This window comes from Paracoccus beibuensis (assembly GCF_026162625.1).
Taxonomy (GTDB): Bacteria; Pseudomonadota; Alphaproteobacteria; order Rhodobacterales; family Rhodobacteraceae; genus Paracoccus; species Paracoccus beibuensis.
Genome location: NZ_JAOTBD010000005.1, coordinates 138,535 through 161,419 on the forward strand (window position 1 = coordinate 138,535; position 22,885 = coordinate 161,419).

The following is a 22,885-nucleotide window of genomic DNA, read 5'->3' on the forward strand; positions in this document are numbered from 1 at the left end:
GTCAGGCCAGATAGAGCACCCCGCCCACGACGGCCCCCACGATCACCAGGTGGATCACGCAGAACCCCATGATGTCGCGCGCCTGCAAGCCGGCGATGCCCAGCATCGGCAGGGCCCAGAAGGGCTGCAGCAGATTCGTCCAGGCATCGCCCCAGGCCACAGCCATGGCAACGCGCGGCAGATCAGCCCCCAGCGCCTGCGCTGCAGGCAGCATCACCGGCGCCTGGACCGCCCATTGTCCGCCGCCTGACGGCACGAAGATGTTGACGATGCCGGCGGCGATGAAGCTCCAGAACGGCAGGGTCTGGGCGGTCGAGATCGACACGAACCATTCCGACAGGCTGGCGGCCAGCCCGCTTTCCACCATGATCGCCATGATACCGGCGTAGAAGGGGAACTGGATCACGATGCCCGCGCCGCCGCGCACCGCGCCGTCCAGCGCCGCCAGCAGGCTGCGCGGCGTGCCGTGGCAGACGATGCCCAGGAACAGGAACAGGAAGTTCACCACGTTCAGGTTCAGCGCCCCGCCGTTCAGGAAATGAAGCATCAGCCAAGCGAGGCCCGGAATACCGACCAGATACATCAGCAGGGGGCTGGTCTCCAGCCACTCGGCCGGGGTGGGGGTGCCGGCGCGCGGTGTGGCGGCCGGATCGCGCAGCTGCTCGGGGTCTACCAGGACCTGCTCATGCTCCAGCGGCAGCATCAGGCGGTTGACCAGCGGGACGACCACGAACAGCAACGCGACGATCAGCAGGTTCCACCAGGCGAAGATCGTCTGGCCGGTCGCGACGACACCGATCTGGCCTTCGGTGAAGTGCCCCGGCGTCGCGATCACCAGCGGGATCGACCCCGAAATGCCGCCGTGCCAGATCACGAAGCCCGAATAGGCTGCCGCCACCAGCAGGCGGTAGTCGACGCGGATCTGGCGCGCGATCTCTTTGGCGAAGATCGCGCCGACGACCAGGCCGAAGCCCCAGTTGATCCAGCTGGCCGCCAGCGACACGACGCTGACCAGCAGGATCGCGCCGCCCCGGCTGTGGGCAAGCCCGGCCAACCGCGCCAGCACCCGGCGCACCGGCGGCGACGAGGCGAGGATGTAGCCGGTGACCAGCACCAGCAGCATCTGCATGGAAAAGGACAGCAGCTCCCAGAAGCCGTCGCCCCACATCTGCACCAGGGCCACGGGATCGGTGCCCTGGGTCAGCATCGCGGCGGCGGCGGCCACCAGTGTCAGCACGATCACGAAAATGAACGCGTCGGGCAGCCAGCGTTCCATCAGCCGCGTCGCGGGCCGGGACAGGATTCTCAGCATCTTCTTCCTCCTTGGTCGCGCAGAGGCTGCGACAGCCAGGGGGGAATGACAACCGTTCCGTCAGCTTTCGCGGAAGGCGCGGTTGAAGTAGTCGGCCAGGGGCTTTACCAGATAGGCCATCGGGCTGCGTTCGCCGGTCTGGATATAGACCTCGACGGGCATGCCGGGGACCAGGTCCAGGCTGCCCAGCTTGCTCAACTCTTCCGGCGGGATGGACACCTCGGCGCGGTAATAGGGGGTGCGGGTCGCCTCGTCCATCAGCGCATCGGCCGAGATGCGGTCCAGCCGGCCGTCGATTTCCGGCGTCGTCCGCGACGAGAAGGCCGAGAAGCGCAGCACGACCGGCTGGCCGATCTGGATCTCGTCGATGTTGATCGTCGAGACACGCGCGCCGATCACCAGCGGGCGGTCCTGCGGGATCAGATAGAGCAGCGGGTCCGCCGGCCTGACGACCGATCGGGGCGTAGTGACCTGCATGTTGTAGACTACGCCGGACACGGGTGCCCGGATCTCCAGCCGGCTGATCTGTTCCAGCAGGCTGCGGCGGCGTTCGGCCAGTTCCAGTTCCCGATAGCCGAGGTCGCGAAGTTCGGTTTCCGCCTGCTCGCGGCGCTCGGCCGTCAGGCGCAGGCGCTGGATCTCCAACTCGGTCTGGCGGATCAGCGCCGCCGCGCGCTCGGCCTGCAGCGCCCCCAGCTGACCGTCCAGCCGCGCGGCCTCGCGTTCGAGGCCCAGGACGCGCGAGGCCTGCGCCAGGCCGCGGTCCAAAAGGCTCTGCTGGTCGGCAAGCTCTTGGCCGATCAGCTCTCGCTGCGTGGCCAGCGCCTCGATCTGGGCATCGATCCCTTCGACCTCGGCATCGACCTGCTCGGTCTGCTTGGTCAGCTGGTCCAGCGACTGCCGCAGTGTCAAGAGACGGGTTTCGAACAGGCTCGACTGCCCGGCCATCAGGTCCTTCAGTTCTCCTGAATCCGCGGCCGCTTCGACCAGAAGCGGCGGGAAGGTGATCTCGTCGGCATCGGCGCGCTCGGCCTCCAGCCGACCGCGGCGGGCGAGGATCTCGAAATACTGGCCTTCGACGATGGTATGTTCGGTCTGCAGCAGCGTGCCGTCCAGCGACAGCAGAAGATCGCCCGCCTCGACCGACTCGCCCTCGGACACGGCGATGGTCTCGACCACGCCGCCGTCGGGGTGCTGCACGATCTGGCGCTGCTGCTCGACTTCGACCTGCCCGGTGGCGACGACGGCGCCCGAGATCTGCGTGGCCATGGCCCAGGCCACGAAGCCGCCGACCAGGACGATCACGGCGACCAGCCCCGCGATGATCGGGCCTCGCACCGGCCAGCGGTTGTCGCCCGCCGCGCTCATGCGACGCCGCCCTTCTGTCCACCCGACTGCGCCTTGAGGATCTGGGCCGAGTTCTGCACCATCTGTTCCAACACCTTGTCGCGGGGCCCGAAGGCGCGCCTCTGGCCGCCCTCCAGCACCAGCAGGTTTTCGCATTCGTTGATCGCGGCGGGGCGGTGGGCCATGATGACCACCGCGCCGCCCTGCGCCTTCAGCCGCCGGATCGCCTGGTTCAGCGCCTCGGAGCCTTGGTTGTCCAGGTTCGAGTTCGGCTCGTCCAACACCAGCAGCACCGGGTCGGGGTAAAGCGCGCGGGCCAGGCCAATGCGCTGGATCTGGCCGCCCGACAGCCGCCCGGCGGTCTGGCTGATGCGCGTGTCATAGCCCTGCGGCAGGTCCAGGATCATCTGGTGGGCGGCCGCCGCCTGCGCGGCACGGACGACGCGATCGGGATCGGGATTCTCCGCAAGGCGCGCGATGTTCTGGGCGATGGTGCCGTCAAACAGCGTCACCTGCTGCGGCAGGTATCCGATGAGGCTGCCCAGGACGTCCGGATGGAACTGGTCCAGCGTCGCCCCGCCAAGGCGGATGCTGCCCGCGCCCACCGGCCAGGCACCGATCAGCGCCCGCGCCAGCGTCGACTTGCCCGCCCCCGACGGGCCGATCACGCCAAGCGCCGTGCCCGGTGGGATACCGAAGCTGACGCCGCGCAGCGTGGCGTTCGAGTCGCCGGGGGGCGCGACGGACAGGTTGCGAACCTCCAGCCGCGCCTCGGGGCGGGGCAGGGCGGTGCGTGCGGCGTCCGGCGCGTGGCGGGACAGAAGCCCGCCAAGACGCGCCCAACCGTCCTGTGCGGCCTGCACCGCCGGCCAGCCGCCGACCAACTGGTCGACCGGCGCCAGGGCACGTCCCATCATGATCGAGCTTGCGATCATCGCCCCCGGCGTCAGTTCCTGGCGCAGCACCAGCCAGGCACCCGCGGCCAGCATTGCGCTTTGCAGGAACAGGCGGAAGCTGCGGGAAAACACGCTGAAGCCCGACGACAGGTCGCCCGCCCTGACCGAATCGTCCTGTGCCTGCGCACGGGCGCGCCGCCAACGGGCGAAGGTCGCCCCGCGCATCCCCAGCGCGCCGATGACCTCGCCTTCATCGCGGTAGAGGTCCGCCATCCGCTGCGCCTGCGCGCCGGCCTGCGCCGACCCCTGAAGCGGAGCCTTGGTCAGGACGCGGTTGGCGATGGTGGTCGCAACCAGGATCGCGCCGCCCGCCGTCGCGACCACCCCCAGAAGCGGGTGAAAGATGAAAACCGCCCCCAGGAACAGCGGCGCCCAGGGCAGGTCGAAGAACGCCAGCGTCACGGGTGACCCCAGCAGCCGCTGGACTGCGTCCAAGTCGCGCATCCCGCCCGCGGCGGCGGCCGATTCGTCGCCCCGCAGCGCGCCTTCGCGCAGGGCGGCGCTGAAGACGCGCCCCTCCATCCGGTCCTGGAAACGCGCGGCGATGCGCTGCATCACGCGGTTGCGGATCAGGTCGACGACGCCCATCAGCAGGAACAGGAAGACGACCAGGATGAACAGCGCCGTCAGGGTCTCGGTGCTGCGCGAGGCCAGCACCCGGTCATAGACCTGCAGCATGAAGAGCGGGCCCGTCAGCATCAGCAGGTTCACCACGGCCGAAAAGACCGCAACCGCCACGAACAGCCGCCAGCCGGCGGCGCGGGCCGCACGCAGTTCCCTCGCCCCGTCGTGAAGTGTCGCACCTCGGACCATGATGTTGCCTTGAACTTTGCTGCGATCGGCAGGGCCATGTTGCTGGCAAGCGACAGGGCTTGCCTCGATTCCGCGCGGAACATATCACCAAGGTCAGGCAATGACACCCTCTCTGCCTCAAAGCAGGCACGGAAAGGCCAGGATACACGTGGATTGGTTACCATCTCGCCGGGCGCCGCTCTGGCTTCTGCTGGGGGCGCTTGCCGCGGCGGGATGCGCGTCGCAGCCGGTCCAGCGCGACGGAGTGTCGATCAGCGACCCCTACGAGGCGCAGAACCGCCGCGTCCACGCCTTCAACAAGGCGCTGGACGCGCAGGTGATCGGCCCGGTCGCGAACCGCCTGAAAGGCAAGGGCGACGCGCCGCGCGATCCCGATGCGCCGATCGGGCCGCTGCAGATGGTGATCAACGCTGGTCGCAACCTGTCGCTGCCGGTCAAGGTGGTGAACGGGCTGCTGCAGGGGCGGCCGGGGAACGCCGGCCAGAACCTGACGCGCTTCGCGGTGAACACCACGCTTGGCCTTGGCGGCCTGTTCGACCCGGCCGCGGACGGCTTCGGCGTGACCGAGCGCGATACCGACTTCGGCGAGACGCTGGCGGTCTGGGGCGTCCCCGAGGGGGCATACCTGGAATTGCCGGTGCTGGGCCCCTCGACCCAGCGCGACGCGGTGGGGCAGGTGGTCGACCTGCTGATCAACCCCCTCTACCATGTGCTGGATGGCGGCGAATCCGCGGCGGTCTTCGGGCTGCGCGTCGCCTCAAAAGCCGGTGATCGGGCGCGCTTCGGGGACAGCGTGGATGGTATCCTGCAGGGAAGTGCGGATAGCTATGCGCAATTGCGGCTCATCTGGCTGATGAACCGCCGCCATGACCTGGGAGAAGAGCGTGCCGAATATGATCCCTACGACGATGCCGCGATCGACCCTTATGCCGAATGACCGGCGCGGGTTCCTGCGCGGTTTGGCCCTGACGGGTGCGGTGGCCGCAATGCCGTGGCGGGCCTTCGCGCTGGATGCAGGCGGCGCGCGCGCGCTGATCGACCGGTCCCTGGGCGAGGTCTATCAGGTCATCAACTCGGGGCAGCCGGCCCCACAGATGTACCAACAGTTCGAGGCGACTTTCGCCCGCTACGCCGATGTGGACGTGATCGCTCGATCGGCGCTGGGTCCGGCGGCGCGACAGGCCGGAGCGGCCGAGTTCGCAGCCTATCGGCAGGCGTTCCAGGGCTATATCGGCCGCAAGTACGGCAAGCGCTTCCGCGAGTTCATCGGCTCGCGGATCGAGGTTACGGGCGCCCGCCCGTTGAAGAGCTTCTATGCCGTGACCTCGGTCGCCTACCTGAACGGGCGCGCGCCGATGGAGGTGGAATGGCATGTCTCGGACCGCTCGGGGCAGGACCTGTACTTCAACATCATCATCGAGGGCGTGAACATGCTGGCCAGCGAACGGGCCGAAATCGCGGCCATGCTGGCCCGCCGGCAGGGCGACCTTGCGGCGCTGACCGCGGACCTTCAGCAGGCAGGCTGACACCGCGGAACCGGCGCAGCCGCCAGGTGGTTGTAGGGAGCGCGCGGCACTGGTGAACGCCTGCATGGCAATTCCGAGCCAGCGAAGAGAATGGATCATTGACTACCGCGCGCGGAAGCCCCGCCCGAACATTCGGACGGGGCTTTCACTTGACGTCCAGCATGGCGTCAGTTGCCGCCCAGGATCCCGTTCAATGCCCGGCTGAGCGCATCTTCCGAGTCGGCGCCGACGCTGTCGCCTGGGGTCTGCGGTGCCCCCACCTCGGTCGGTGCCGTGACGACGCGGCCGGTGCGTTCGGCCTCGACCCCGTCCATGACGCCGGCCAGCGCCGCCGCCAGCGGATCGTCGGCCGAGCCGCTGGTCACCACCCGCGGCGTCGAGCCGCCCTGCGACATGATGATGCCGCTGCCATCGGGCGACACGGTGGACAGGGCCAGCTCGGGCAGGTCCTTGTGGATCTCGGACATGACGGCCTGCCATATCTCGGCCGGAAGGCCGCCGCCGGTGACGCCCGACAGGGGCGTGTTGTCGTCATAACCCATCCAGACGCCGGTGACGTATTGCTCGGTGAAGCCCACGAACCAGGCGTCGCGATAGCTGCTGGTGGTGCCGGTCTTGCCCGCCGTTGGACGCGAACCCAAGCTGGCGCGGCGGCCGGTGCCGTCCTGAATGACCTTCTGCATCATGTAGATCAGCTGCCCCGCCGCGCGCTGGCTGATGACCCGCTGGCCCAGGCCGCCCGACTGACCCATCAGCGGGCGTTCATCGCCCTTCATGGTCAACTCGACCAGGCCGTAGGGCAGGACCGAGGTGCCGCCGTTCCGGATGCCCGCATAGGCGCCGGTCAGTTCCAGCAGCGTCGCCTCGGACGCGCCGAGGCCGAGCGACGGGCTGCGGGTCAGGTTGCTGACGATGCCGAAGTCATGGGCGATGCGGATCACCTCGTCCCGGCCCACGGCTTCCTGCAGGCGGATGGTGGCGGTGTTCAGCGACTGCGCCAGCGCGGTCGTCAGCGACACCGGCCCGCGATAGGTGCGGGTATAGTTCTGGGGCGACCAGTTCTTTCCGCCGGGGATGCGGATTGTCAGCGGCGCGTCCTGCACCTGGTCGCCGGGCCCATATCCCGCCTCCAGTGCGGCGGCGAAGACGAAGGGCTTGAAGCTGGACCCGGTCTGGCGCTTGGCCTGGGTCGCGCGGTTGAAGGCGCCGTTCACCGTCGTGTCGCGCCCGCCCAGCATGGCGCGCACGGCACCATCGGCCGACATGACGACGACCGCGGCCTCGACGTCCGAACCGTCCTTCAGCTTTTCGTCGAAAACCCGCTTCAGCGCGCGTTCGGCGGCGCGCTGGATGCCCTGGTCCAAGGTCGTCCTGATCGTGACGTCCTCGGTCGTTTCGCTGGTCAGGAAGCCGGGACCGGACTCCATCAGCCAGTCGGCGAAGTAGCCGCCGGCGCGTGCTGTGGCCGCCTGCGACAGGGTCGCGGGATTGGCGCGGCCCTCGGCGGTCTCGGCCGGAGTCAGATAGCCTTCCTCTCCCATCAGGCCCAGGATCACGTTGGCGCGTTCCTGGCTGCGCTGAAGGTTGGCGGTCGGCGCGTAATAGCTGGGCGCCCGCAGCAGGCCCGCCAGCATCGCCGATTCCTGCGCGTTCACCTGAGAAGCCGGCTTGTTGAAATACCGCTGGCTGGCGGCCTCGAATCCGCGCGCGCCGGCGCCCAGGTACGACCGGTTCATGTAGATGTTGAGGATGTCGTCCTTGCTGTACTTCGCCTCCATCGCGAAGGCATAGGGAACTTCCTTGATCTTGCGCCAGACGCCGCCGGACCGGCAATCGGCCTCGAACTCGGCCTCGTCGGCGAAACGGGTCGGGTCGAACGTGTCGCCCAGGCACAGCAGTTTCGCGACCTGCTGGGTGATGGTCGAACCGCCGTTGCCCTCCAGCGGGCCACGGCCGGCGGCAAGGTTGATGCGGATGGCGCTGGCGATGCCGCGCGGGCTGACGCCGAGATGGCGGAAAAAGCGCCGGTCCTCGGTCGAGATCACGGCCTCTTTCAGCACGGGCGCGATATCCTTGCTGCGCACGGCCCCGTAGGTTTCGCCCCGCCAGGCGAAGACGTTGCCGTCGTGGTCCAGCATGGTGACGCTTCCGCGCGCGCGACCATCGAACAGATCCTCGGCCTCGGGCAGGCTGACATAGAAATACGCCGTCGCCGCCCCGATGATCAGCGCCACCACCATGGCAAGCCGCCAGATCGATCCCCAGACGACCCTCCAGATCAGCGCGACGAAGCCAGCGATCCAGCCGAAGATGCCCACGCGACGCGGCTTGCGGTGCCGGCGGACCTTTCGCGGCTTTGTCGGCGTGGCCGGTGGCGTGCTGCGCTTGTCGGCAACAGGGCTTTTGCCCGTGCGGGGCGGGGTGCCGGTCGGTCTTTTCATGCGTCGGGTGCCTGCGTGACTGCCATGCCGGTTGATCCGGCCAGAATTGGGGCAACCCTACAGCAAGATGCGCCGCAGGGGAATTGGGGTGACCAATCCGTGATCCCGCGTCGGCGGCGCGTCGCGACCGGCGCTGCTGACCGCCTTGAGGGCAGGTTGCACAGGCTGCGGGCATCTCCGCGCGGCTTTCGCGCAAACGCTGCCTGTTTCGCTGGCCATGCCATCAGAATTAGCCCGTTCAGCGGGCAGTTCCGGATTCCGGCCTGTCGTTGCCCCTGCGCGACTTTGCCCGGCGGACGGAATTGCTGATGAAAGGGGCGACAACAGCCGGTCCGGCGGCTGTGGCTTGATGCGAGGTTTAGACACATGCAAAAGACCCTCCCGCTCATCGCGACGCTTGCGGCGCTGGCAGCGTTTCCCGCTGCCGCCCAGGACGCCGCGGCGCCCGCGGAGGCGGCCGCCGCGGTCAGCGCGGACGTCGCTTATATCTTCAACACGCTTCTGTTCCTGATTGGCGGCTTCCTGGTCATGTGGATGGCAGCGGGCTTTGCCATGCTGGAAGCGGGGCTAGTCCGGTCGAAGAACGTCACCACGCAGCTGTTCAAGAACATCTCGCTGTTCGCGATCGCGGGCATCATGTACTGGCTGATCGGCTATAACCTGATGTATCCGTCCGACTGGACCGTGACCGGCTATATCGGCGAACTGTTCAGCCCCAAGGCCATCGACCCTGTCGGCGCCGGTGTCGCCGCTGACGGTTATTCGGCCGGATCAGACTTCTTCTTCCAGCTGATGTTCTGCGCCACCACCGCATCCATCGTGTCGGGCACCCTGGCCGAGCGCGTAAAGCTGTGGCCGTTCCTGATCTTCACGGTCATCCTGACCGCCTTGATTTATCCCATCGAGGCCAGCTGGCAGTGGGGCGGCGGCTTCCTGTCGGAAATGGGTTTTTCGGACTTCGCAGGCTCGACCCTGGTTCATGCGGCGGGCGGTTTCGCGGCGCTGGCGGGGGCTATGGTGCTGGGTGCACGGACGGGCAAGTACCGCGCCGACGGCCGAATGCAGCCGATGCCGGGCTCGAACCTGGCGCTGGCGACGCTTGGGACGTTCATCCTGTGGCTGGGCTGGTTCGGCTTCAACGGCGCGTCGCAGTTGGCCATCGGGTCGGTCAATGACGCGGCCGATGTCAGCCGGATCTTCGTGAATACTAATATGGCGGCTTCGGCCGGCGCGGTCGCGGCGATCATCGTGACGCAGCTGGTTTACGGCAAGATCGACCTGACGATGGTCCTGAACGGCGCGCTGGCGGGCCTTGTGTCCATCACGGCCGAGCCCCTGACCCCCTCGATCTTCGCGGCGATCCTGATCGGCGGCCTTGGCGGCGCAATCGCGGTCTTCGTGGTGCCGATGCTGGACCGCATGAAGATCGACGACGTGGTGGGCGCCATCCCGGTGCACCTGGTCGCGGGGATCTGGGGAACGATGATCGTTCCGGCCACCAATGACGGCACCAGCTTCGTGACGCAGTTCATCGGCATCCTTTGCATCGGCGGCTTCGTCTTCGTCGTCAGCTTCGCCGTCTGGTCGATCCTGAAGGCGACGATGGGCATCCGCGTCAGCCAGGAAGCCGAGATCAGCGGCCTCGACATCTCGGAGATGGGCATGGAGGCCTATCCCGACTTCGTCCAGGCCAAATAATCCAAGGCCTCTTCCCGGAGAGGGGGCGGGTCGCGCAAGCGGCTCGCCCTTTCCCGTTCCGGAATGGGGTGCAACCAAGAAGACGGGAAGTGTCAGGCGACGCGGCTGACCACGAAATCCGCAAGGTCCGACAGCATCTCGCGGATCGGATGCGCCGGCAGGGCAGTCAGCGCGGCCTTGGCGCGCGCCGCATGGGCCAGCGCGTCGCGGCGCGCGGCTTCCATCGCGCCGTGGCGGGCCAGCAGGCTCAGCGCGTGGTCCAGGTCGCCGTCGCGCTGGTCACCGGCCTCGATGGTGCGCGACCAGAAGGCGCGCTCCTCGGCATCGGCCTTGGCGACGGCCTTGATGACGGGCAGGGTCAGTTTGCGTTCGCGGAAGTCGTCGCCGACGTTCTTGCCGATCATCTCGGTCGCGCCGCCGTAGTCCAGCAGGTCGTCGACGATCTGGAAGCTGATCCCCAGGGCGTCGCCGTAATCGAACAGCGCCTGCACCTGGTCGTCGGACGCGCCCGCGATGACGCCGCCGACTTCGGTCGCGGCGGAAAACAGCGCCGCCGTCTTGCCGCGCACGACCTGCAGATAGATCGCCTCGTCCGTGGCAAGGTCCTGGGCCGCGGTCAGCTGCAGCACCTCGCCCTCGGCAATGGTGGCGCTGGCGTTGGAAAGAATTTCCAGCGTGCGCATGTTGCCGGGTTCGACCATCAGCTGGAAGCTGCGCGCGAACAGGTAATCCCCGACCAGCACGCTGGACTTGTTGTCCCACAGCAGGTTTGCCGTCGGACGCCCGCGCCGCTGGCGGCTTTCGTCCACGACATCGTCATGCAGCAGGGTGGCGGTGTGGATGAATTCCACCGTGGCGGCCAGGTGGATGTGATGCGGCCCCGGATAGCCCAGCAGCTTGGCGGCGGCCAAGGTCAGCATCGGGCGCAGGCGCTTGCCGCCGGCCTCGATCAGATGGGCGGTCACCTCGGGGATGCGGGGGGCGTGGCGGCTGGCCATCCGGTCGCGGATCAGCGCGTTCACCGCCTCCATCTCGGCGCCAAGGGCGTCGGAGAGAAGATCCAGCGGTTTGCGGACGTTTTCCTGCACAGTCATAGCCTACCCCGTGTCTGCGACATCGCATTGCCACGGGATCGACAAAATCGCAACCGCCGCTTAACGTCGCGTCCATGAAAGAGCTTTTCCGCAGCAACGACCCCGTGCGCATGTCCGCCGCCACCAGCCTGCTGGAGGGCGAGGGGATCGCCACCTTTCCCATGGATCAGCACATGAGCGTGCTGGAAGGGTCCATCGGCGTGCTGCCGGCGCGGCTGATGGTCGCGGACCGCGACGAATTCATGGCCCGCGCCATCCTGCGCGACGCCGGGCTGGATGACTGAGACCCGCATCGACGGCTTTCTGGACGGCCGGTTGCGGATCGCCCAGCCCGCGCGCGGGTACCGGTCGGGCGCGGATGCGGTGATGCTGGCGGCCGCCTGCCCGGCGCGTCCGGGGCAGTCGGTGCTGGAGCTGGGCTGCGGGGCAGGGGTGGCCAGTCTCTGCCTCGGCTGGCGCGTGCCGGGCCTGACCCTGACGGGGCTGGAGCGGCAGGCGGACTACGCAGCGCTTGCGGCGGACAACGCGACCGCCAACGGCATCGCGCTGGAGGTGCTGCTGGGCGATCTGGCCGGGCCGCCGCCGGCGCTGCGGGACAGCGCCTTCGACCACGTCATGATGAACCCGCCGTATTTCCTGGCCGGCACCGCCGCGTCGGACCGGGGGCGGGCCGAGGCGCGACAAGAAGAAACGCCCTTGGCTGCCTGGATCGATGCGGGCCTGCGCCGCCTGCGGCCCGGCGGCTGGCTGACGCTGATCCAGCGGGCCGACCGGATGGACGCGGTCATCCGCGCCTTGGGCAGCCGCGCCGGTGCGCTGTCAATCCTGCCGGTTGCCGCCCGCCACGACCACCCGGCGGGACGGGTGATGATCGTCGCGCGCAAGGGTTCGCGCAGCCCGATGCGGCTTCTGGCACCCTTCGTGATGCATGCAGAGCGGGCTCATCTGCGCGACGGCGAGGATCTGACCCCCGGCGCCGCCGACGTTCTGCGCAACGGAGCGCCGATCGAAATGACACATGCGAAAGTCTCGTGACAGAATCACAATCCTATGCTGCACTCCCAATGTTCGACACAACTATACAGGAGGATGCGATGTCGGTTGCTTCCCACGTCGAGGAGCTTCGCAAGAAACACCAGAACCTGTCAGATGCCGTTGAAAGGGCGCACCGAACCCCCAGTGCCAGCGATCACGAGATAACGGAAATGAAGCGCGAAAAACTTCGCCTGAAGGAACAGATCAGCCGGCTTGCCCACTGATGTCGTCCAAACCATGACATTTGCATGAAAACGGCCCGCGTGGATCGCGCGGGCCGTTCGATGTTGGGCCAGTCAGACGAAGAACTGGCCGCCATTCGCGCTGAGGGTCGATCCGGTGATGAAGCCCGCATCCTCGGCCGCAAGGAACACCACGGCGCGGGCGATCTCCTCGGGCTCGCCAAGGCGACCAACGGGGATCTGCGGGATGATACGCTCGTTCAGCACCTTCTCGTCGATGGCGCGCACCATCTCGGTCCCGATATAGCCGGGGCAGATGGCGTTGACGGTGATGCCGGCCCGCGCGCCTTCCTGCGCCAGGGCCTTGGTGAAGCCCAGGTCGCCCGCCTTGGCGGCGGAATAGTTCGCCTGGCCCGCCTGGCCCTTCTGCCCGTTGATCGAACTGATGTTGACGACCCGCCCGAACTTGCGGTCGCGCATGCCCGACCAGACGGCGTGAGTCATGTTGAACAGGCCAGTCAGGTTGGTGTCGATGACCTCTTTCCACTGCTGCGGCGTCATCTTGTGGAACATGGCGTCGCGGGTGATGCCCGCGTTGTTGACAAGAACCGCGACCGGACCCAGGTCCGCTTCGACCTGCGCCACGCCGCTGGCACAGGCATCGTAGTCGGCCACAGACCATTTGTAGGTCTTGATCCCGGTTTCGTCGGAAAAGGCACGAGCGGCGTCATCATTGCCGGCGTAGTTCGCGGCGACAGTGTATCCTGCCTGCTGCAGCGCCTTGGAAATGGCGGCGCCGATCCCCCGCGACCCTCCGGTGACGAGTGCGACCTTGGACATGTTTCCCCCCTTTGAAGATCAACGTTCGAAATCTTGCTAACGAAACGAATACAGCCGCGCAACAAAATTGCGCGGCTGATCGCCCTTAGCGTTCAAGGCACATGGCGACGCCCATGCCGCCACCGATGCACAAGGTGGCAAGACCCTTCTTCGCGTCGCGGCGCTTCATCTCGAACAGCAGCGTGTTCAGGACGCGGGCGCCCGAGGCGCCGATCGGGTGGCCGATGGCGATGGCGCCGCCGTTCACGTTCACGATCGACGGGTCCCAGCCCATGTCCTTGTTCACGGCGCAGGCCTGGGCGGCAAAGGCCTCGTTCGCCTCGACCAGATCCAGGTCGCCGACGGACCAACCGGCCTTTTCCAGCGCCTTGCGGCTGGCCGGGATGGGTCCGGTGCCCATGATCGCGGGGTCCAGACCCGCAGTGGCATAGCTGGCGATGCGCGCGAGCGGCGTCAGGCCGCGGCGGCTGGCCTCCTCCTCGGTCATGACCATGACGGCGGCCGCGCCGTCGTTCAGCCCCGAGGCGTTCGCCGCGGTGACCGAGCCGTCCTTGGTGAAGGCCGGGCGCAGCTTCTGCATCGCGTCCAGCGTAGCGCCGTGGCGGATGTATTCGTCCTTGTCGACGACCGTGTCGCCCTTGCGGGTCTTGACGGTGTAGGCCACGATCTCGTCGTCGAAGCGACCTTCCTTCTGCGCGGCCTCGGCCTTGTTCTGGCTGGCCACCGCGAACTCGTCCTGCTGGTCGCGGCTGATCGTCCACTTCTCGGCGACGTTCTCGGCCGTCTGGCCCATGTGGTAGTTGTTGAACGCGTCCCACAGACCGTCGCGGATCATGGTATCGACCATCTGCATGTCGCCCATCTTGTGGCCCGCGCGCAGATAGGCCGCGTGCATCGCCAGCGACATGCTTTCCTGGCCACCGGCCATGATCACGCGGGCGTCGCCCAGGATCACCTGCTGGGCCGCCAGCGCCACGGCACGCAGACCCGATCCGCAGACCTGATTGATGCCCCAGGCCGCTGATTCCTGCGGCAGGCCGGCCTTGATATGCGCCTGGCGCGCCGGGTTCTGGCCCTGGCCCGCCGTCAGGACCTGACCCAGGATCGTCTCGTCGACCTCGGCCGCGTCGACGCCCGACCGGGCCAGCACTTCCTTCAGAACGGCGGCGCCGAGGTCATGTGCCGGAATATTGGCGAAGGACCCGAGGAAACTTCCTACGGGTGTCCGGGCGGCAGAGACAATAACGGCTTTGGTCATGGCGGGCTCCTTCCCATCACTGCCGGCGGGCCGGCGAATCCGGTTCAGGATGCGCGTTCACGACGTGGCGTCAAGAAGATCACCGTGACAATTGGACAAAGTGGTCAGGACACGATCAGCGCGTCGCCAGCGACGGCGGGGACTTCCAGGGCGGCGCGATGGTCGGCGCACCGAAGTAGTAGCCCTGCAGGCAGTCGATGCCGATATCGATCAGGAAGCTTGCATCCTCGGCCGTTTCGACGGATTCAGCGACCGTGAACATGTCGAAATGGTGCGCGATGGACTGCAGCGCGCGGGTCAGCACCTGGTTGTCCGGGTTGGCCGAGATCTGGCGGATGAATTGCCCGTCGATCTTGATCATGTCGAAGCAGAAGTCGCGCAGATAGCGGAACGAGGTATAGCCCGCCCCGAAATCGTCCAGCGCCAGGCTGATGCCATATCCCTGCACTTCGGCCATGAAGCCCTGAACCTCTTGCGGCATGCCCATGGCCGAACTTTCGGTGATTTCCAGGATCAGACGCTCGGCCGCCATCGGGTCTTCCGAAACGCTGCGCCGCAGGGTGTTGATCCAGTCGGGATAGTTGATCGAGCGGGCGGACATGTTGATCGACAGGCGCAGCGACAGATCCTCGGCCAGGGTCTGCAGGCCGAGGGACAGCGACAGGCAGTCGATCTTGCGGCCAAGCTCGGTCTTTTCCGCCTGCGGCATGAAGTCGCGCAGCGGCACCAGCCGCCCGGTGTCGTCGATGATGCGGATCAGCCCTTCATAGAACGCGGCGGTCTTGGTGCGGCCCGATTGCACGATCGGCTGGAAGGCCAGGACCGCGCTGGCGCGTTCCACCGCCGCAGTGACCGCCGACATGGTGATCCGGTCCTGAAAGCGGATCGCATCTTCCAGGGGCGAACTGTTTTCCACGATTCTGTCGCTCACGGCGCGCCTCTCTATTCTCGGCCTGCTTGAAGTCTGGCCATCATGGCTTAACCTGCCGTGAAACGGGATCTGATTTTCAACTCAGGGTTAACGAATGATCCAGCGATGCACTTGGTGCGGCAGCGACCCGCTGTACCAGGATTATCACGACACCGAATGGGGGGTGCCGGAACGCGACCCTCGGGCGCTTTGGGAAAAGCTGGTGCTGGACGGCTTCCAGGCAGGCCTGTCGTGGATCACCATCCTGCGCAAGCGCGACGCGTTCCGCGAGGAATTCGACGGCTTCGAACCGGTGCGCGTGGCGACCTGGGATGCGGCGCGGATCGACCGGGCGCTGCGCAATCCCGGCATCGTCCGCCATCGCGGCAAGATCGAGGCGACCGTCCGCGGCGCCCAGGCCTATCTGGACATCGAGGCGACCGAGGGATTCTCGCCGTGGCTGTGGTCCTTCGTGGGCGGCCAGCCGATCCTGAACGGCTGGCCCGACACGGCGTCGGTGCCGACCCAGACCGCGCAGTCTCAGGCCATGTCGAAGGCACTGAAGAAGCGGGGCTTCAACTTCTGCGGGCCGGTCATCATCTATGCCTTCATGCAGGCCACCGGAATGGTCAACGACCACCTGACGACCTGCCACCGGCACGGCGCCCTTACGGCGCCATCAGCTGCGTGATCAGCGTCTTTGCCGCATCGGAATCCCATTCGGCGTCGCCAAGGTAGCGTGCGACCTCATTCCCGTCGCGGTCGATCAGCACGGTCACCGGCAGGCCCACGACGCCCATGTCGCGGGCGACCTGCTGGCGCGGGTCCAGAAGCACCGGCAGGTTTTCCACGCCGACCTCCTTGAAGAAGTCGTCGATGCGCTCGGGCGAGTTGCGGCCGGTGGCGATGGTGACAACCTCGAAGTCGTCGCCGCCCATCTCGGCCTGCAGGCGGTCCAGCGCCGGCATCTCCTCGCGGCAGGGGGCGCACCAGGTGGCCCAGAAGTTCAGCAGGACGACCTTGCCTTTCCAGTCGGCCAGGGTGTGCGTGCCGCCGTCTGGATCGGTGAATTCGGTTTCCGACAGGGGCGCGGGATCGTCGGCGACGACCAGCTTTCCCAGCCCTCCGTCCCGGGCCGCCTGCCAGTCGGGCTGGGCCGCGAAGGCGGTGTTTGCACCGATGATAAGGGCCGTATAAAGCAGGGCGGAACGCAGCATGAGACCTCCGAGGGACGTACCTGATGACCGACCGGCCAGAAACCTCCGCCAACAGCATGTGGGGCGGGCGCTTCGCCGCCGGACCCGACGCGATCATGGAGGCGATCAACGCCTCGATCGGCTTCGACCGGCGGCTTTATGCCCAGGACATCCGGGGCAGCCGGGCCCATGCCGCCATGCTGGCGGCCACGGGCATCATCAGCGATAGCGATGCGAAGGCGATCGGGGAAGGCCTGCTCACCGTCTTGTCAGAGATCGAGGCCGGAGATTTTCCGTTCAAGACCGCGCTGGAGGACATCCACATGAACGTGGAGGCGCGCCTGAAGGAGATCATCGGCGAACCCGCGGGACGCCTGCACACCGGCCGGTCCAGGAACGATCAGGTGGCGACGGATTTCCGCCTGTGGGTGCGCGACCAGTGCGACGCGGCCATCGACGGGCTGACCGCGCTGATCCGCGCGGCCCTTGGCCAGGCCGAGGCGGGGGCGGATTGGGTCATGCCGGGCTTCACCCACCTGCAGACCGCGCAGCCGGTGACCTGGGGCCACCACATGATGGCCTATGTCGAGATGTTCGGCCGCGACCTGTCGCGGTTTCAGGACGCCCGCAAGCGGATGAACGAATCGCCCTTGGGTGCTGCGGCACTTGCCGGGACCGGCTATCCGATCGATCGTGACATGACCGCGAAGGCGCTGGATTTCGAGCGCCCCATGGCCAACAGCCTGGATGCCGTCAGCGACCGCGATTTCGCGCTGGAGTTCCTGTCCGCGGCCTCGATCTGCGCCGTCCACCTGTCGCGCCTGGCCGAGGAACTGGTGATCTGGTCGTCCGCGCAGTTCCGCTTCGTGTCGATGTCGGACAAGTGGTCCACCGGGTCGTCGATCATGCCGCAAAAGCGCAACCCCGACGCGGCTGAACTGATCCGTGCCAAGATCGGGCGCATCCTGGGCGCGACGGTGGCGCTGTTCACGGTGATGAAGGGCCTGCCCCTGGCCTATTCCAAGGACATGCAGGAGGACAAGGAGCAGGTCTTCGACGCCGCCGACAGCCTGATGCTGGCCCTGGCCGCGATGTCGGGGATGCTGTCGGACCTGACGGCCAACCGCGACCGGCTGGAGGTTGCGGCCAGCACGGGCTTTTCTACCGCCACCGACCTGGCCGACTGGCTGGTGCGCGAATTGGGCCTGCCGTTCCGCGACGCCCATCACGTCACCGGGTCGCTGGTGGCCCTGGCCGAAGGCCGGGGCATCGACCTGCCGGACCTGACGCTGGAGGACATGCGGTCGGTCCATGACGGGATCACGCAGGATGTCTTCACCGTGCTGGGCGTGCACAACTCCGTCGCTTCGCGCCAAAGCTATGGCGGCACGGCGCCCGCGCAGGTGCGCGCGCAGATCACCCGCTGGAAGGAGAAACTGGCATGAGAAACACCCTGATCATCGTCGTCGTGCTGGTCGTGCTTCTGGCCGTCCTGGCAGGGTGCGGCGTCGACGGCGCACCCCAACGCCCGGTCGAGGAGCCGTTGCAGCAGAAGGTCGGCGTCACCGTCAGCGGCGACGCGACCGTCGGTGTCGTGGCCGAACTGTAGATGGACCATTTCCTCTATAAAGATGGGCATCTGCATGCCGAGGACGTACCGCTGTCGCGCATCGCGGCAGAGGTCGGCACGCCTGTCTATGTCTATTCGGCGGCGACCCTGAAACGGCATTTCGGCCTGTTCCGGCAGGCGCTGGACTGGACGGATCACCTCGTCTGCTTTGCGGTCAAGTCGAACAGCAACCTGGCCGTGCTGAAGCTGATGGGTGATCTGGGTGCGGGGATGGATGTCGTCTCGGGCGGCGAATATGCGCGCGCTAAGGCGGCGGGCGTGCCGGGAGAGCGGATCGTGTTTTCCGGCGTCGGAAAGACGGCGCCCGAAATGCGCATGGCGATCGAGGGTGGCATCCGCCAGTTCAACATCGAGAGCGAGCCCGAGATGCGCGCCTTGTCGGCTCTGGCTGCCGGCATGGGCGCCAGCGTGCCCGTGGCCATCCGCGTGAACCCCGACGTGGACGCCAAGACGCACGAGAAGATCGCCACCGGGAAGTCCGAGAACAAGTTCGGCATCCCGATATCCCGCGCCATCGAGGTCTATGCCGAGGCGGCATCACTGCCGGGCCTTCAGGTCGTCGGGATCGACGTCCATATCGGCAGCCAACTGACCGACCTGAAGCCGTTCCGCGCCGCCTATGTCAAGGTCGCCGACCTGACCAGGGCGCTGCGGGCCGAAGGGCACCAGATCACGCGGCTGGACCTGGGCGGCGGCCTGGGCATCCCCTATCGCCGCGACAACAACTCGCCGCCGCTGCCCATCGAATACGGAGAGGTCATCCGCGAGGCGGTGGGCGATCTGGGCTGCGAGATCGAGATCGAGCCCGGCCGCAACATCGTCGGCAATGCCGGGGTGCTGTTGTCCCAGGTCATCTACGTCAAGAAAGGTGAGGATCGCGACTTCCTGATCGTGGATGCGGCCATGAACGACCTGCTGCGCCCCGCGATGTACGGCGCGCATCACGACATCGTTCCGGTGGTCGAACCTGATCTGGGTGCCGGCGTGCATCCCTATGACGTGGTGGGCCCGATCTGTGAATCGGGCGACACGTTCCAGAAAGCCGCGGAACTGCCCGAAATTGCGGCGGGCGGGCTGATCGCCTTCCGCTCGGCCGGGGCCTATGGTGCCGTAATGGCATCGGAATACAATTCCCGGCCGCTGGTGCCCGAGGTTCTGGTGCAGGGCGATCACTTCGCCGTCATCAGGCCGCGTCCGACGTATGAGGAGATGCTAGGGCGCGATAGCATCCCGGAATGGCTTTGATCGGGCGTCAGCATCTGACCGACAGGCCGGGGGTCGTCAGCCTCCGGAGCCCTGAAGGCGTTTCCGACATCACGATGCCGCGCGTCACCCGCGCCCTGCGCCTGACCCGCTGGGGCATGGCGTGGGAACGGGCGGCGCGCGCCTTCTGGCCGCTGGTCACTCTGCTTGCGGTGGGTTTCGCGGCGCTGGCCCTTGGGGCGGTGTCGGCCGCGCCGGGTGCCGTTCTGCCCTGGCTGGCGGGGCTGTGGCTGCTGGCCGTGGTGATCGCCGCAGGCTGGGGCGGCTGGCGGTTCCGGCGCGTGCGCCCGTCCGAGGCGCTGGAGCGGCTGGACCGCACGCTGCCGGGGCGACCACTGAGCGCGCTGCGGGACCGGGCGGCCATTGGCGGCGAAGGCGCGCTGTGGCAGGCGCACCTGGCGCAGATGCAGGACGCGGCGCTGGCGGCGCGGGCGGTGCGGCCCGACGCGGATCTGGCGCGACGCGACCCTTATGCGCTGCGGCTGGCCGGCATGGTGGCGCTGGTGATGGCGCTGATCTTCGGCGGCGCGGGCCAGATGGGACAGGGCGTCCGCGCCATCGCGGCGACGATGACGCCTCCGGGCGCTGGCGTGGCCGTGCCTTCGGGCCCTGCGTGGGAGGGGTGGGCAGAACCCCCAGCCTATACGCGACGGCCGACGATCTATCTGAACGCGCTGGCCGATGGCGAGGTGCTGGAACTGCCAAAGGGCAGCGCCGTCAGCTTCCGGCTCTATGGCGGCGACGCCGAGGTGGTGCAGGACATCGGCTCTCCGACGGGCCGGGATGTCACCGCGCCCGCCTTCACCGCCGAGCAGACGGGCGTGATCGAGGTCGCGGGCCGCCGCTTCGACGTGACGGTGTTGCCCGACGCCGCGCCGGTGATCCGCGCGGGTGCGGCCCCGACACGCCGGGCCGATGGGCGGATGATCCAGGACTTCAGCGCGGTCGACGATCACGGCGTGGTCGGGGCCGAGGCCGTGATCGCGCTGGACATGCCGGCCATGGACCGCCGCTTTGGGCTTGCGGTCGAGCCCGAGCCGCGCGAGCAGGTGGAGTTGCCCTTGCCCCTGCCACGGGGCGCGCGCCAGGAGGTGCAGGGACAACTGGCCGAGGATCTCTCGCGCCATCCATGGGCGAACCTGCCGGTGCGCCTGACGCTGCGGGCCGAGGACGGGATCGAGCAGGTCGGCCGGTCGGACCCGATGTCGGTGATCCTGCCCGGCCGGCGGTTCTTCGACCCGATGGCCGCCGCGCTGATCGAACTGCGCCGCGACCTGCTGTGGTCGCGCGAAAATGCGGGCCGCAGCGCCGAGATCCTCCGCGCCGTCACATGGCAGCCAGAAGGGTTCGTCGAGGATGACCTCTATACGCAGCTGCGCGGCGCGGTCGGCGTGCTGGAAGGCGACGACGTCACCACCGAGGCCCGCGACCGACTGGCCGAGGCGCTGTGGGAGGCGGCGGTCCAGCTGGAGGATGGCGGCCTTCAGGACGCGCTGGAGCAGATGCGCCAGGCGCAGGAGCGCCTGTCCGAGGCGATCCGCAACGGCGCCAGCCCCGACGAGATCCAGCGCCTGATGGCCGAGCTGCGCGAGGCGACCGACGCCTATACCCAGATGCTGGCCGAGCAGAGCGAGGATCAGAACCAGGCCGACAGCCCCGATCGCGGCCAGCAGGGCCAGCAGATCACCGGCGATCAGATCCAGGAGATGATGGACGCGATCCAGCGCCTGATGAACGAGGGCCGCATGGCCGAAGCCGAGGCCTTGCTGGAGCAGTTCAACCGGATGATGGAGAACCTGCAGGTCCAGCAGGGACAGGGCGAAGGGCAGGAGGGCGGCCAGGGCAGCCAGCCGATGAACCGCTTGGCCGACACGCTGCGCGAGCAGCAGCGCCTGTCGGACGAGGCCTTCCGCGACATGCAGCGCCAGTTCGGCCAAAACCAGCGCCAGCAAGGGCAAGACCAGCGGGGCGAAGGCCAGCAGGGCGACGGACAGGAGGGCCAGAGCCTGGCCGACCGGCAGCGCGCGCTGCGCGACGAGCTTGAGCAGCAGCAGGGGCTGATGCCGGGGCAGGGCTCGCCCGAGGGGGATGCGGCGCGGCGGCAGTTGGATGAGGCCGGGCGCGCGATGGAGGATGCCGAACGGGCGCTGCGCGAGGGCGATGCCGGGCAGGCCCTGCAGCGCCAGGCGGACGCGATCCAGTCGATGCGCGAGGGCATGCGCTCTCTGGGCGAGATGATGGCCGACGAGGCCCAGCAGGGGCAGGAAGGCCAGCAGCCGGGCCAAGGCCAGCAGCCTGGCAACCAGCCGGGCCAGAGCGCGCAGGGCGGCCAAAGCCAGCAGCCCTATCAGGGGCGCCCGATCGTCGACCCGCTTGGGCGGGAAAGCGGTGGCGGCGGCAACGTGATCACCAATGGCGATCCGCTGGCCGAGGGGCGCGATCCCGCGCAGCGGGCGCGGGATCTTCTGGACGAGATCCGGCGCCGCAGCGGTCAGCAGGGCCGCCCCGAGGACGAGCGCGACTATCTGGGGCGGCTGCTGGACCGGTTCTAAGGCTCAGCCGCGCAGGCGTGCGGCCTGGCTGTCCAGCCACAGCCGGATGCGGTCCATGCCTTCGCGCAGGTCGGCCAGGCGCTCGCCGATGGCACCCTGCCCGTCAAGCTGGGGCGCCAGAAGATAGATCGCGAGGCAGGCAACCGCCAGCATGACCATCAGCCCGAAGCCCAGGGCATAGCGCCCCGGGCGTCGGCCGATCGATTCGCGGGACATGGTGCCGGGCTGGTGCGGCCTGGGCGCAGGTCGGGACACTGGCTGGTGCCGGAGCACCACGGGCGAGGCGTTGGCGGCCGGCGTCAACGGCACCTGCGGCTGCGGGTTGGCCGTCACCGCGCGGGTGGCGCCGGCCGGGACCACCACCGTCGTCGCGGGCCAGTCGGGTTCGGGCTGCGAAACCGCTGCGGGCTGGGGCATGGATTCCTCTCCGGCGCGCAGGCGGCGTTCGTGTTCGACCTCTTCGCGCAGGATATCCAGCACTTCCGGGGCCAGACGGCGGCTGGCGGGCGGGATGGCCGGCTGGGGGACGGCTGGCTGCGGGTCGGGGGCCTTCCCGGCCAGCGTATAGGACGTCAGGTTCAGCGGCTCGGCCACGTCGGCGCGCTTCGCCTGCCACACAAGGCCGCAGCGGCTGCATTCGACCTCTCGGCCTGCGGGGGGAAGGGCGGCGAAGGGCAGAACGTATTCGGCCTTGCAGCCCGGACAGATCAAGTTGATTTCAGCCATGCCACCCTCGTAATCGCCTTGTGGCTGTTCTATCAAGCGCAGGTCCGGCTTCCAAGTCGCGCCGGGCGCGAGGTCCGCGCCAGACGGGCCGTAACGGAAATGAGGT

General features: G+C 67.8%; 21 protein-coding genes. 11 read left to right on the forward strand and 10 right to left on the reverse strand.

Annotated elements, in window-relative coordinates:
* Position 1: 1 nt before the first annotated feature.
* Genes OC159_RS05695 through OC159_RS05705 form a run of 3 tightly spaced genes read right to left on the reverse strand, consistent with a single transcriptional unit; the run spans position 2 to position 4,428 of the window.
* Positions 2 to 1,312 (reverse strand): short-chain fatty acid transporter, encoded by a 1,311-nt coding sequence (locus tag OC159_RS05695; protein ID WP_265500184.1) that lies wholly within the window; start codon positions 1,310 to 1,312, stop codon positions 2 to 4.
* Between the two features lie 60 nt (positions 1,313 to 1,372).
* Complete coding sequence (locus tag OC159_RS05700) at positions 1,373 to 2,680, reverse strand: HlyD family type I secretion periplasmic adaptor subunit (protein WP_265500185.1); 1,308 nt, start codon at positions 2,678 to 2,680, stop codon at positions 1,373 to 1,375.
* Entirely contained in the window at positions 2,677 to 4,428 is a 1,752-nt protein-coding gene (locus OC159_RS05705) for a type I secretion system permease/ATPase (protein ID WP_265500186.1), read from the reverse strand. The genes OC159_RS05700 and OC159_RS05705 overlap by 4 nt, the downstream gene beginning before the upstream one ends.
* Positions 4,429 to 4,576: 148 nt before the next feature.
* Between OC159_RS05705 and OC159_RS05710 the strand changes: the two genes are divergently transcribed.
* On the forward strand, positions 4,577 to 5,365 hold the full coding sequence (locus OC159_RS05710; protein ID WP_265500187.1) for an MlaA family lipoprotein: 789 nt from the start codon (positions 4,577 to 4,579) through the stop codon (positions 5,363 to 5,365).
* Positions 5,355 to 5,954: an MlaC/ttg2D family ABC transporter substrate-binding protein gene (locus OC159_RS05715; RefSeq protein ID WP_265500188.1), complete on the forward strand. Its 600-nt coding sequence runs from the start codon at positions 5,355 to 5,357 to the stop codon at positions 5,952 to 5,954. The genes OC159_RS05710 and OC159_RS05715 overlap by 11 nt, the downstream gene beginning before the upstream one ends.
* Positions 5,955 to 6,121: 167 nt before the next feature.
* Here the strand turns inward: OC159_RS05715 and OC159_RS05720 are convergent, their stop codons facing one another.
* Complete coding sequence (locus OC159_RS05720; protein WP_265500189.1) at positions 6,122 to 8,395, reverse strand: transglycosylase domain-containing protein; 2,274 nt, start codon at positions 8,393 to 8,395, stop codon at positions 6,122 to 6,124.
* Between the two features lie 366 nt (positions 8,396 to 8,761).
* On the opposite strand from OC159_RS05720, the gene OC159_RS05725 reads away from it, so the two are divergent.
* Positions 8,762 to 10,093 carry an ammonium transporter gene (locus OC159_RS05725; RefSeq protein WP_265500190.1) on the forward strand — a complete coding sequence of 444 codons (1,332 nt, stop codon included), beginning with the start codon at positions 8,762 to 8,764 and terminating at the stop codon, positions 10,091 to 10,093.
* A gap of 92 nt (positions 10,094 to 10,185) precedes the next feature.
* On the opposite strand, the gene OC159_RS05730 is transcribed toward OC159_RS05725, so the two are convergent.
* Positions 10,186 to 11,187, reverse strand: a complete 1,002-nt coding sequence (locus tag OC159_RS05730) for a polyprenyl synthetase family protein (protein WP_265500191.1) — start codon at positions 11,185 to 11,187, stop codon at positions 10,186 to 10,188.
* 74 nt (positions 11,188 to 11,261) lie between these two features.
* Here OC159_RS05730 and OC159_RS05735 point away from each other — a divergent pair, with 74 nt between their 5' ends.
* Genes OC159_RS05735 through OC159_RS05745 form a run of 3 tightly spaced genes read left to right on the forward strand, consistent with a single transcriptional unit; the run spans position 11,262 to position 12,446 of the window.
* Complete coding sequence (locus OC159_RS05735) at positions 11,262 to 11,471, forward strand: putative signal transducing protein (RefSeq protein WP_265500192.1); 210 nt, start codon at positions 11,262 to 11,264, stop codon at positions 11,469 to 11,471.
* Complete coding sequence (locus OC159_RS05740) at positions 11,464 to 12,222, forward strand: tRNA1(Val) (adenine(37)-N6)-methyltransferase (RefSeq protein WP_265500193.1); 759 nt, start codon at positions 11,464 to 11,466, stop codon at positions 12,220 to 12,222. The genes OC159_RS05735 and OC159_RS05740 overlap by 8 nt, the downstream gene beginning before the upstream one ends.
* 59 nt (positions 12,223 to 12,281) lie before the next feature.
* Positions 12,282 to 12,446 (forward strand): YdcH family protein, encoded by a 165-nt coding sequence (locus tag OC159_RS05745; protein WP_265500194.1) that lies wholly within the window; start codon positions 12,282 to 12,284, stop codon positions 12,444 to 12,446.
* A 72-nt stretch (positions 12,447 to 12,518) separates the two neighbouring features.
* Here the strand turns inward: OC159_RS05745 and phbB are convergent, their stop codons facing one another.
* The 3 genes from phbB to OC159_RS05760 all read right to left on the reverse strand — a co-directional run bounded on the left by phbB (position 12,519) and on the right by OC159_RS05760 (position 15,433).
* Positions 12,519 to 13,244, reverse strand: a complete 726-nt coding sequence (gene phbB / locus OC159_RS05750) for an acetoacetyl-CoA reductase (protein ID WP_265500195.1) — start codon at positions 13,242 to 13,244, stop codon at positions 12,519 to 12,521.
* 85 nt (positions 13,245 to 13,329) lie between these two features.
* Entirely contained in the window at positions 13,330 to 14,502 is a 1,173-nt protein-coding gene (locus OC159_RS05755; protein ID WP_265500196.1) for an acetyl-CoA C-acetyltransferase, read from the reverse strand.
* A gap of 115 nt (positions 14,503 to 14,617) precedes the next feature.
* The gene (locus tag OC159_RS05760; RefSeq protein ID WP_265500197.1) at positions 14,618 to 15,433 is read right to left on the reverse strand and encodes an EAL domain-containing protein; all 816 of its coding nucleotides are present in this window, start codon (positions 15,431 to 15,433) and stop codon (positions 14,618 to 14,620) included.
* Positions 15,434 to 15,527: 94 nt separating this feature from the next.
* Between OC159_RS05760 and OC159_RS05765 the strand changes: the two genes are divergently transcribed.
* The gene (locus OC159_RS05765; protein WP_265500198.1) at positions 15,528 to 16,103 is read left to right on the forward strand and encodes a DNA-3-methyladenine glycosylase I; all 576 of its coding nucleotides are present in this window, start codon (positions 15,528 to 15,530) and stop codon (positions 16,101 to 16,103) included.
* Here the strand turns inward: OC159_RS05765 and OC159_RS05770 are convergent.
* A complete protein-coding gene (locus OC159_RS05770; RefSeq protein WP_265500199.1) occupies positions 16,081 to 16,629 on the reverse strand; it encodes a TlpA disulfide reductase family protein in 549 nt (182 codons plus the stop codon). The two genes, OC159_RS05765 and OC159_RS05770, sit on opposite strands and share 23 nt — an antisense overlap.
* A 23-nt stretch (positions 16,630 to 16,652) precedes the next feature.
* On the opposite strand from OC159_RS05770, the gene argH reads away from it, so the two are divergent.
* From argH to OC159_RS05790, 4 genes are all read left to right on the forward strand, one after another.
* On the forward strand, positions 16,653 to 18,053 hold the full coding sequence (argH, locus tag OC159_RS05775; protein WP_265500200.1) for an argininosuccinate lyase: 1,401 nt from the start codon (positions 16,653 to 16,655) through the stop codon (positions 18,051 to 18,053).
* Positions 18,050 to 18,217, forward strand: coding sequence for a hypothetical protein (locus OC159_RS05780; protein ID WP_265500201.1), 168 nt, complete (start codon positions 18,050 to 18,052; stop codon positions 18,215 to 18,217). Before argH ends, OC159_RS05780 begins: the two co-directional genes overlap by 4 nt.
* A complete protein-coding gene (gene lysA / locus OC159_RS05785; protein ID WP_265500202.1) occupies positions 18,218 to 19,483 on the forward strand; it encodes a diaminopimelate decarboxylase in 1,266 nt (421 codons plus the stop codon). It abuts the gene before it with no gap.
* A 74-nt stretch (positions 19,484 to 19,557) separates the two neighbouring features.
* Positions 19,558 to 22,053, forward strand: coding sequence for a DUF4175 domain-containing protein (locus OC159_RS05790; protein ID WP_265500203.1), 2,496 nt, complete (start codon positions 19,558 to 19,560; stop codon positions 22,051 to 22,053).
* A gap of 3 nt (positions 22,054 to 22,056) precedes the next feature.
* Here the strand turns inward: OC159_RS05790 and OC159_RS05795 are convergent, their stop codons facing one another.
* A complete protein-coding gene (locus OC159_RS05795) occupies positions 22,057 to 22,779 on the reverse strand; it encodes a zinc-ribbon domain-containing protein (protein ID WP_265500204.1) in 723 nt (240 codons plus the stop codon).
* Positions 22,780 to 22,885: the final 106 nt, after the last annotated feature.

What these genes read in the sequence shown, in the direction of transcription:
- OC159_RS05695 (WP_265500184.1), bottom strand. Translation starts at nt 1,312, where the DNA reads ATGCTGAGAATCCTGTCCCGGCCCGCGACGCGGCTGATGGAACGCTGG.
- OC159_RS05700 (WP_265500185.1), bottom strand. Translation starts at nt 2,680, where the DNA reads ATGAGCGCGGCGGGCGACAACCGCTGGCCGGTGCGAGGCCCGATCATC.
- OC159_RS05705 (WP_265500186.1), bottom strand. Translation starts at nt 4,428, where the DNA reads ATGGTCCGAGGTGCGACACTTCACGACGGGGCGAGGGAACTGCGTGCG.
- OC159_RS05715 (WP_265500188.1), top strand. Translation starts at nt 5,355, where the DNA reads ATGCCGAATGACCGGCGCGGGTTCCTGCGCGGTTTGGCCCTGACGGGT.
- OC159_RS05720 (WP_265500189.1), bottom strand. Translation starts at nt 8,395, where the DNA reads ATGAAAAGACCGACCGGCACCCCGCCCCGCACGGGCAAAAGCCCTGTT.
- OC159_RS05725 (WP_265500190.1), top strand. Translation starts at nt 8,762, where the DNA reads ATGCAAAAGACCCTCCCGCTCATCGCGACGCTTGCGGCGCTGGCAGCG.
- OC159_RS05730 (WP_265500191.1), bottom strand. Translation starts at nt 11,187, where the DNA reads ATGACTGTGCAGGAAAACGTCCGCAAACCGCTGGATCTTCTCTCCGAC.
- OC159_RS05735 (WP_265500192.1), top strand. Translation starts at nt 11,262, where the DNA reads ATGAAAGAGCTTTTCCGCAGCAACGACCCCGTGCGCATGTCCGCCGCC.
- OC159_RS05740 (WP_265500193.1), top strand. Translation starts at nt 11,464, where the DNA reads ATGACTGAGACCCGCATCGACGGCTTTCTGGACGGCCGGTTGCGGATC.
- OC159_RS05745 (WP_265500194.1), top strand. Translation starts at nt 12,282, where the DNA reads ATGTCGGTTGCTTCCCACGTCGAGGAGCTTCGCAAGAAACACCAGAAC.
- phbB (WP_265500195.1), bottom strand. Translation starts at nt 13,244, where the DNA reads ATGTCCAAGGTCGCACTCGTCACCGGAGGGTCGCGGGGGATCGGCGCC.
- OC159_RS05755 (WP_265500196.1), bottom strand. Translation starts at nt 14,502, where the DNA reads ATGACCAAAGCCGTTATTGTCTCTGCCGCCCGGACACCCGTAGGAAGT.
- OC159_RS05765 (WP_265500198.1), top strand. Translation starts at nt 15,528, where the DNA reads ATGATCCAGCGATGCACTTGGTGCGGCAGCGACCCGCTGTACCAGGAT.
- OC159_RS05770 (WP_265500199.1), bottom strand. Translation starts at nt 16,629, where the DNA reads ATGCTGCGTTCCGCCCTGCTTTATACGGCCCTTATCATCGGTGCAAAC.
- argH (WP_265500200.1), top strand. Translation starts at nt 16,653, where the DNA reads ATGACCGACCGGCCAGAAACCTCCGCCAACAGCATGTGGGGCGGGCGC.
- OC159_RS05780 (WP_265500201.1), top strand. Translation starts at nt 18,050, where the DNA reads ATGAGAAACACCCTGATCATCGTCGTCGTGCTGGTCGTGCTTCTGGCC.
- lysA (WP_265500202.1), top strand. Translation starts at nt 18,218, where the DNA reads ATGGACCATTTCCTCTATAAAGATGGGCATCTGCATGCCGAGGACGTA.
- OC159_RS05790 (WP_265500203.1), top strand. Translation starts at nt 19,558, where the DNA reads ATGCCGCGCGTCACCCGCGCCCTGCGCCTGACCCGCTGGGGCATGGCG.
- OC159_RS05795 (WP_265500204.1), bottom strand. Translation starts at nt 22,779, where the DNA reads ATGGCTGAAATCAACTTGATCTGTCCGGGCTGCAAGGCCGAATACGTT.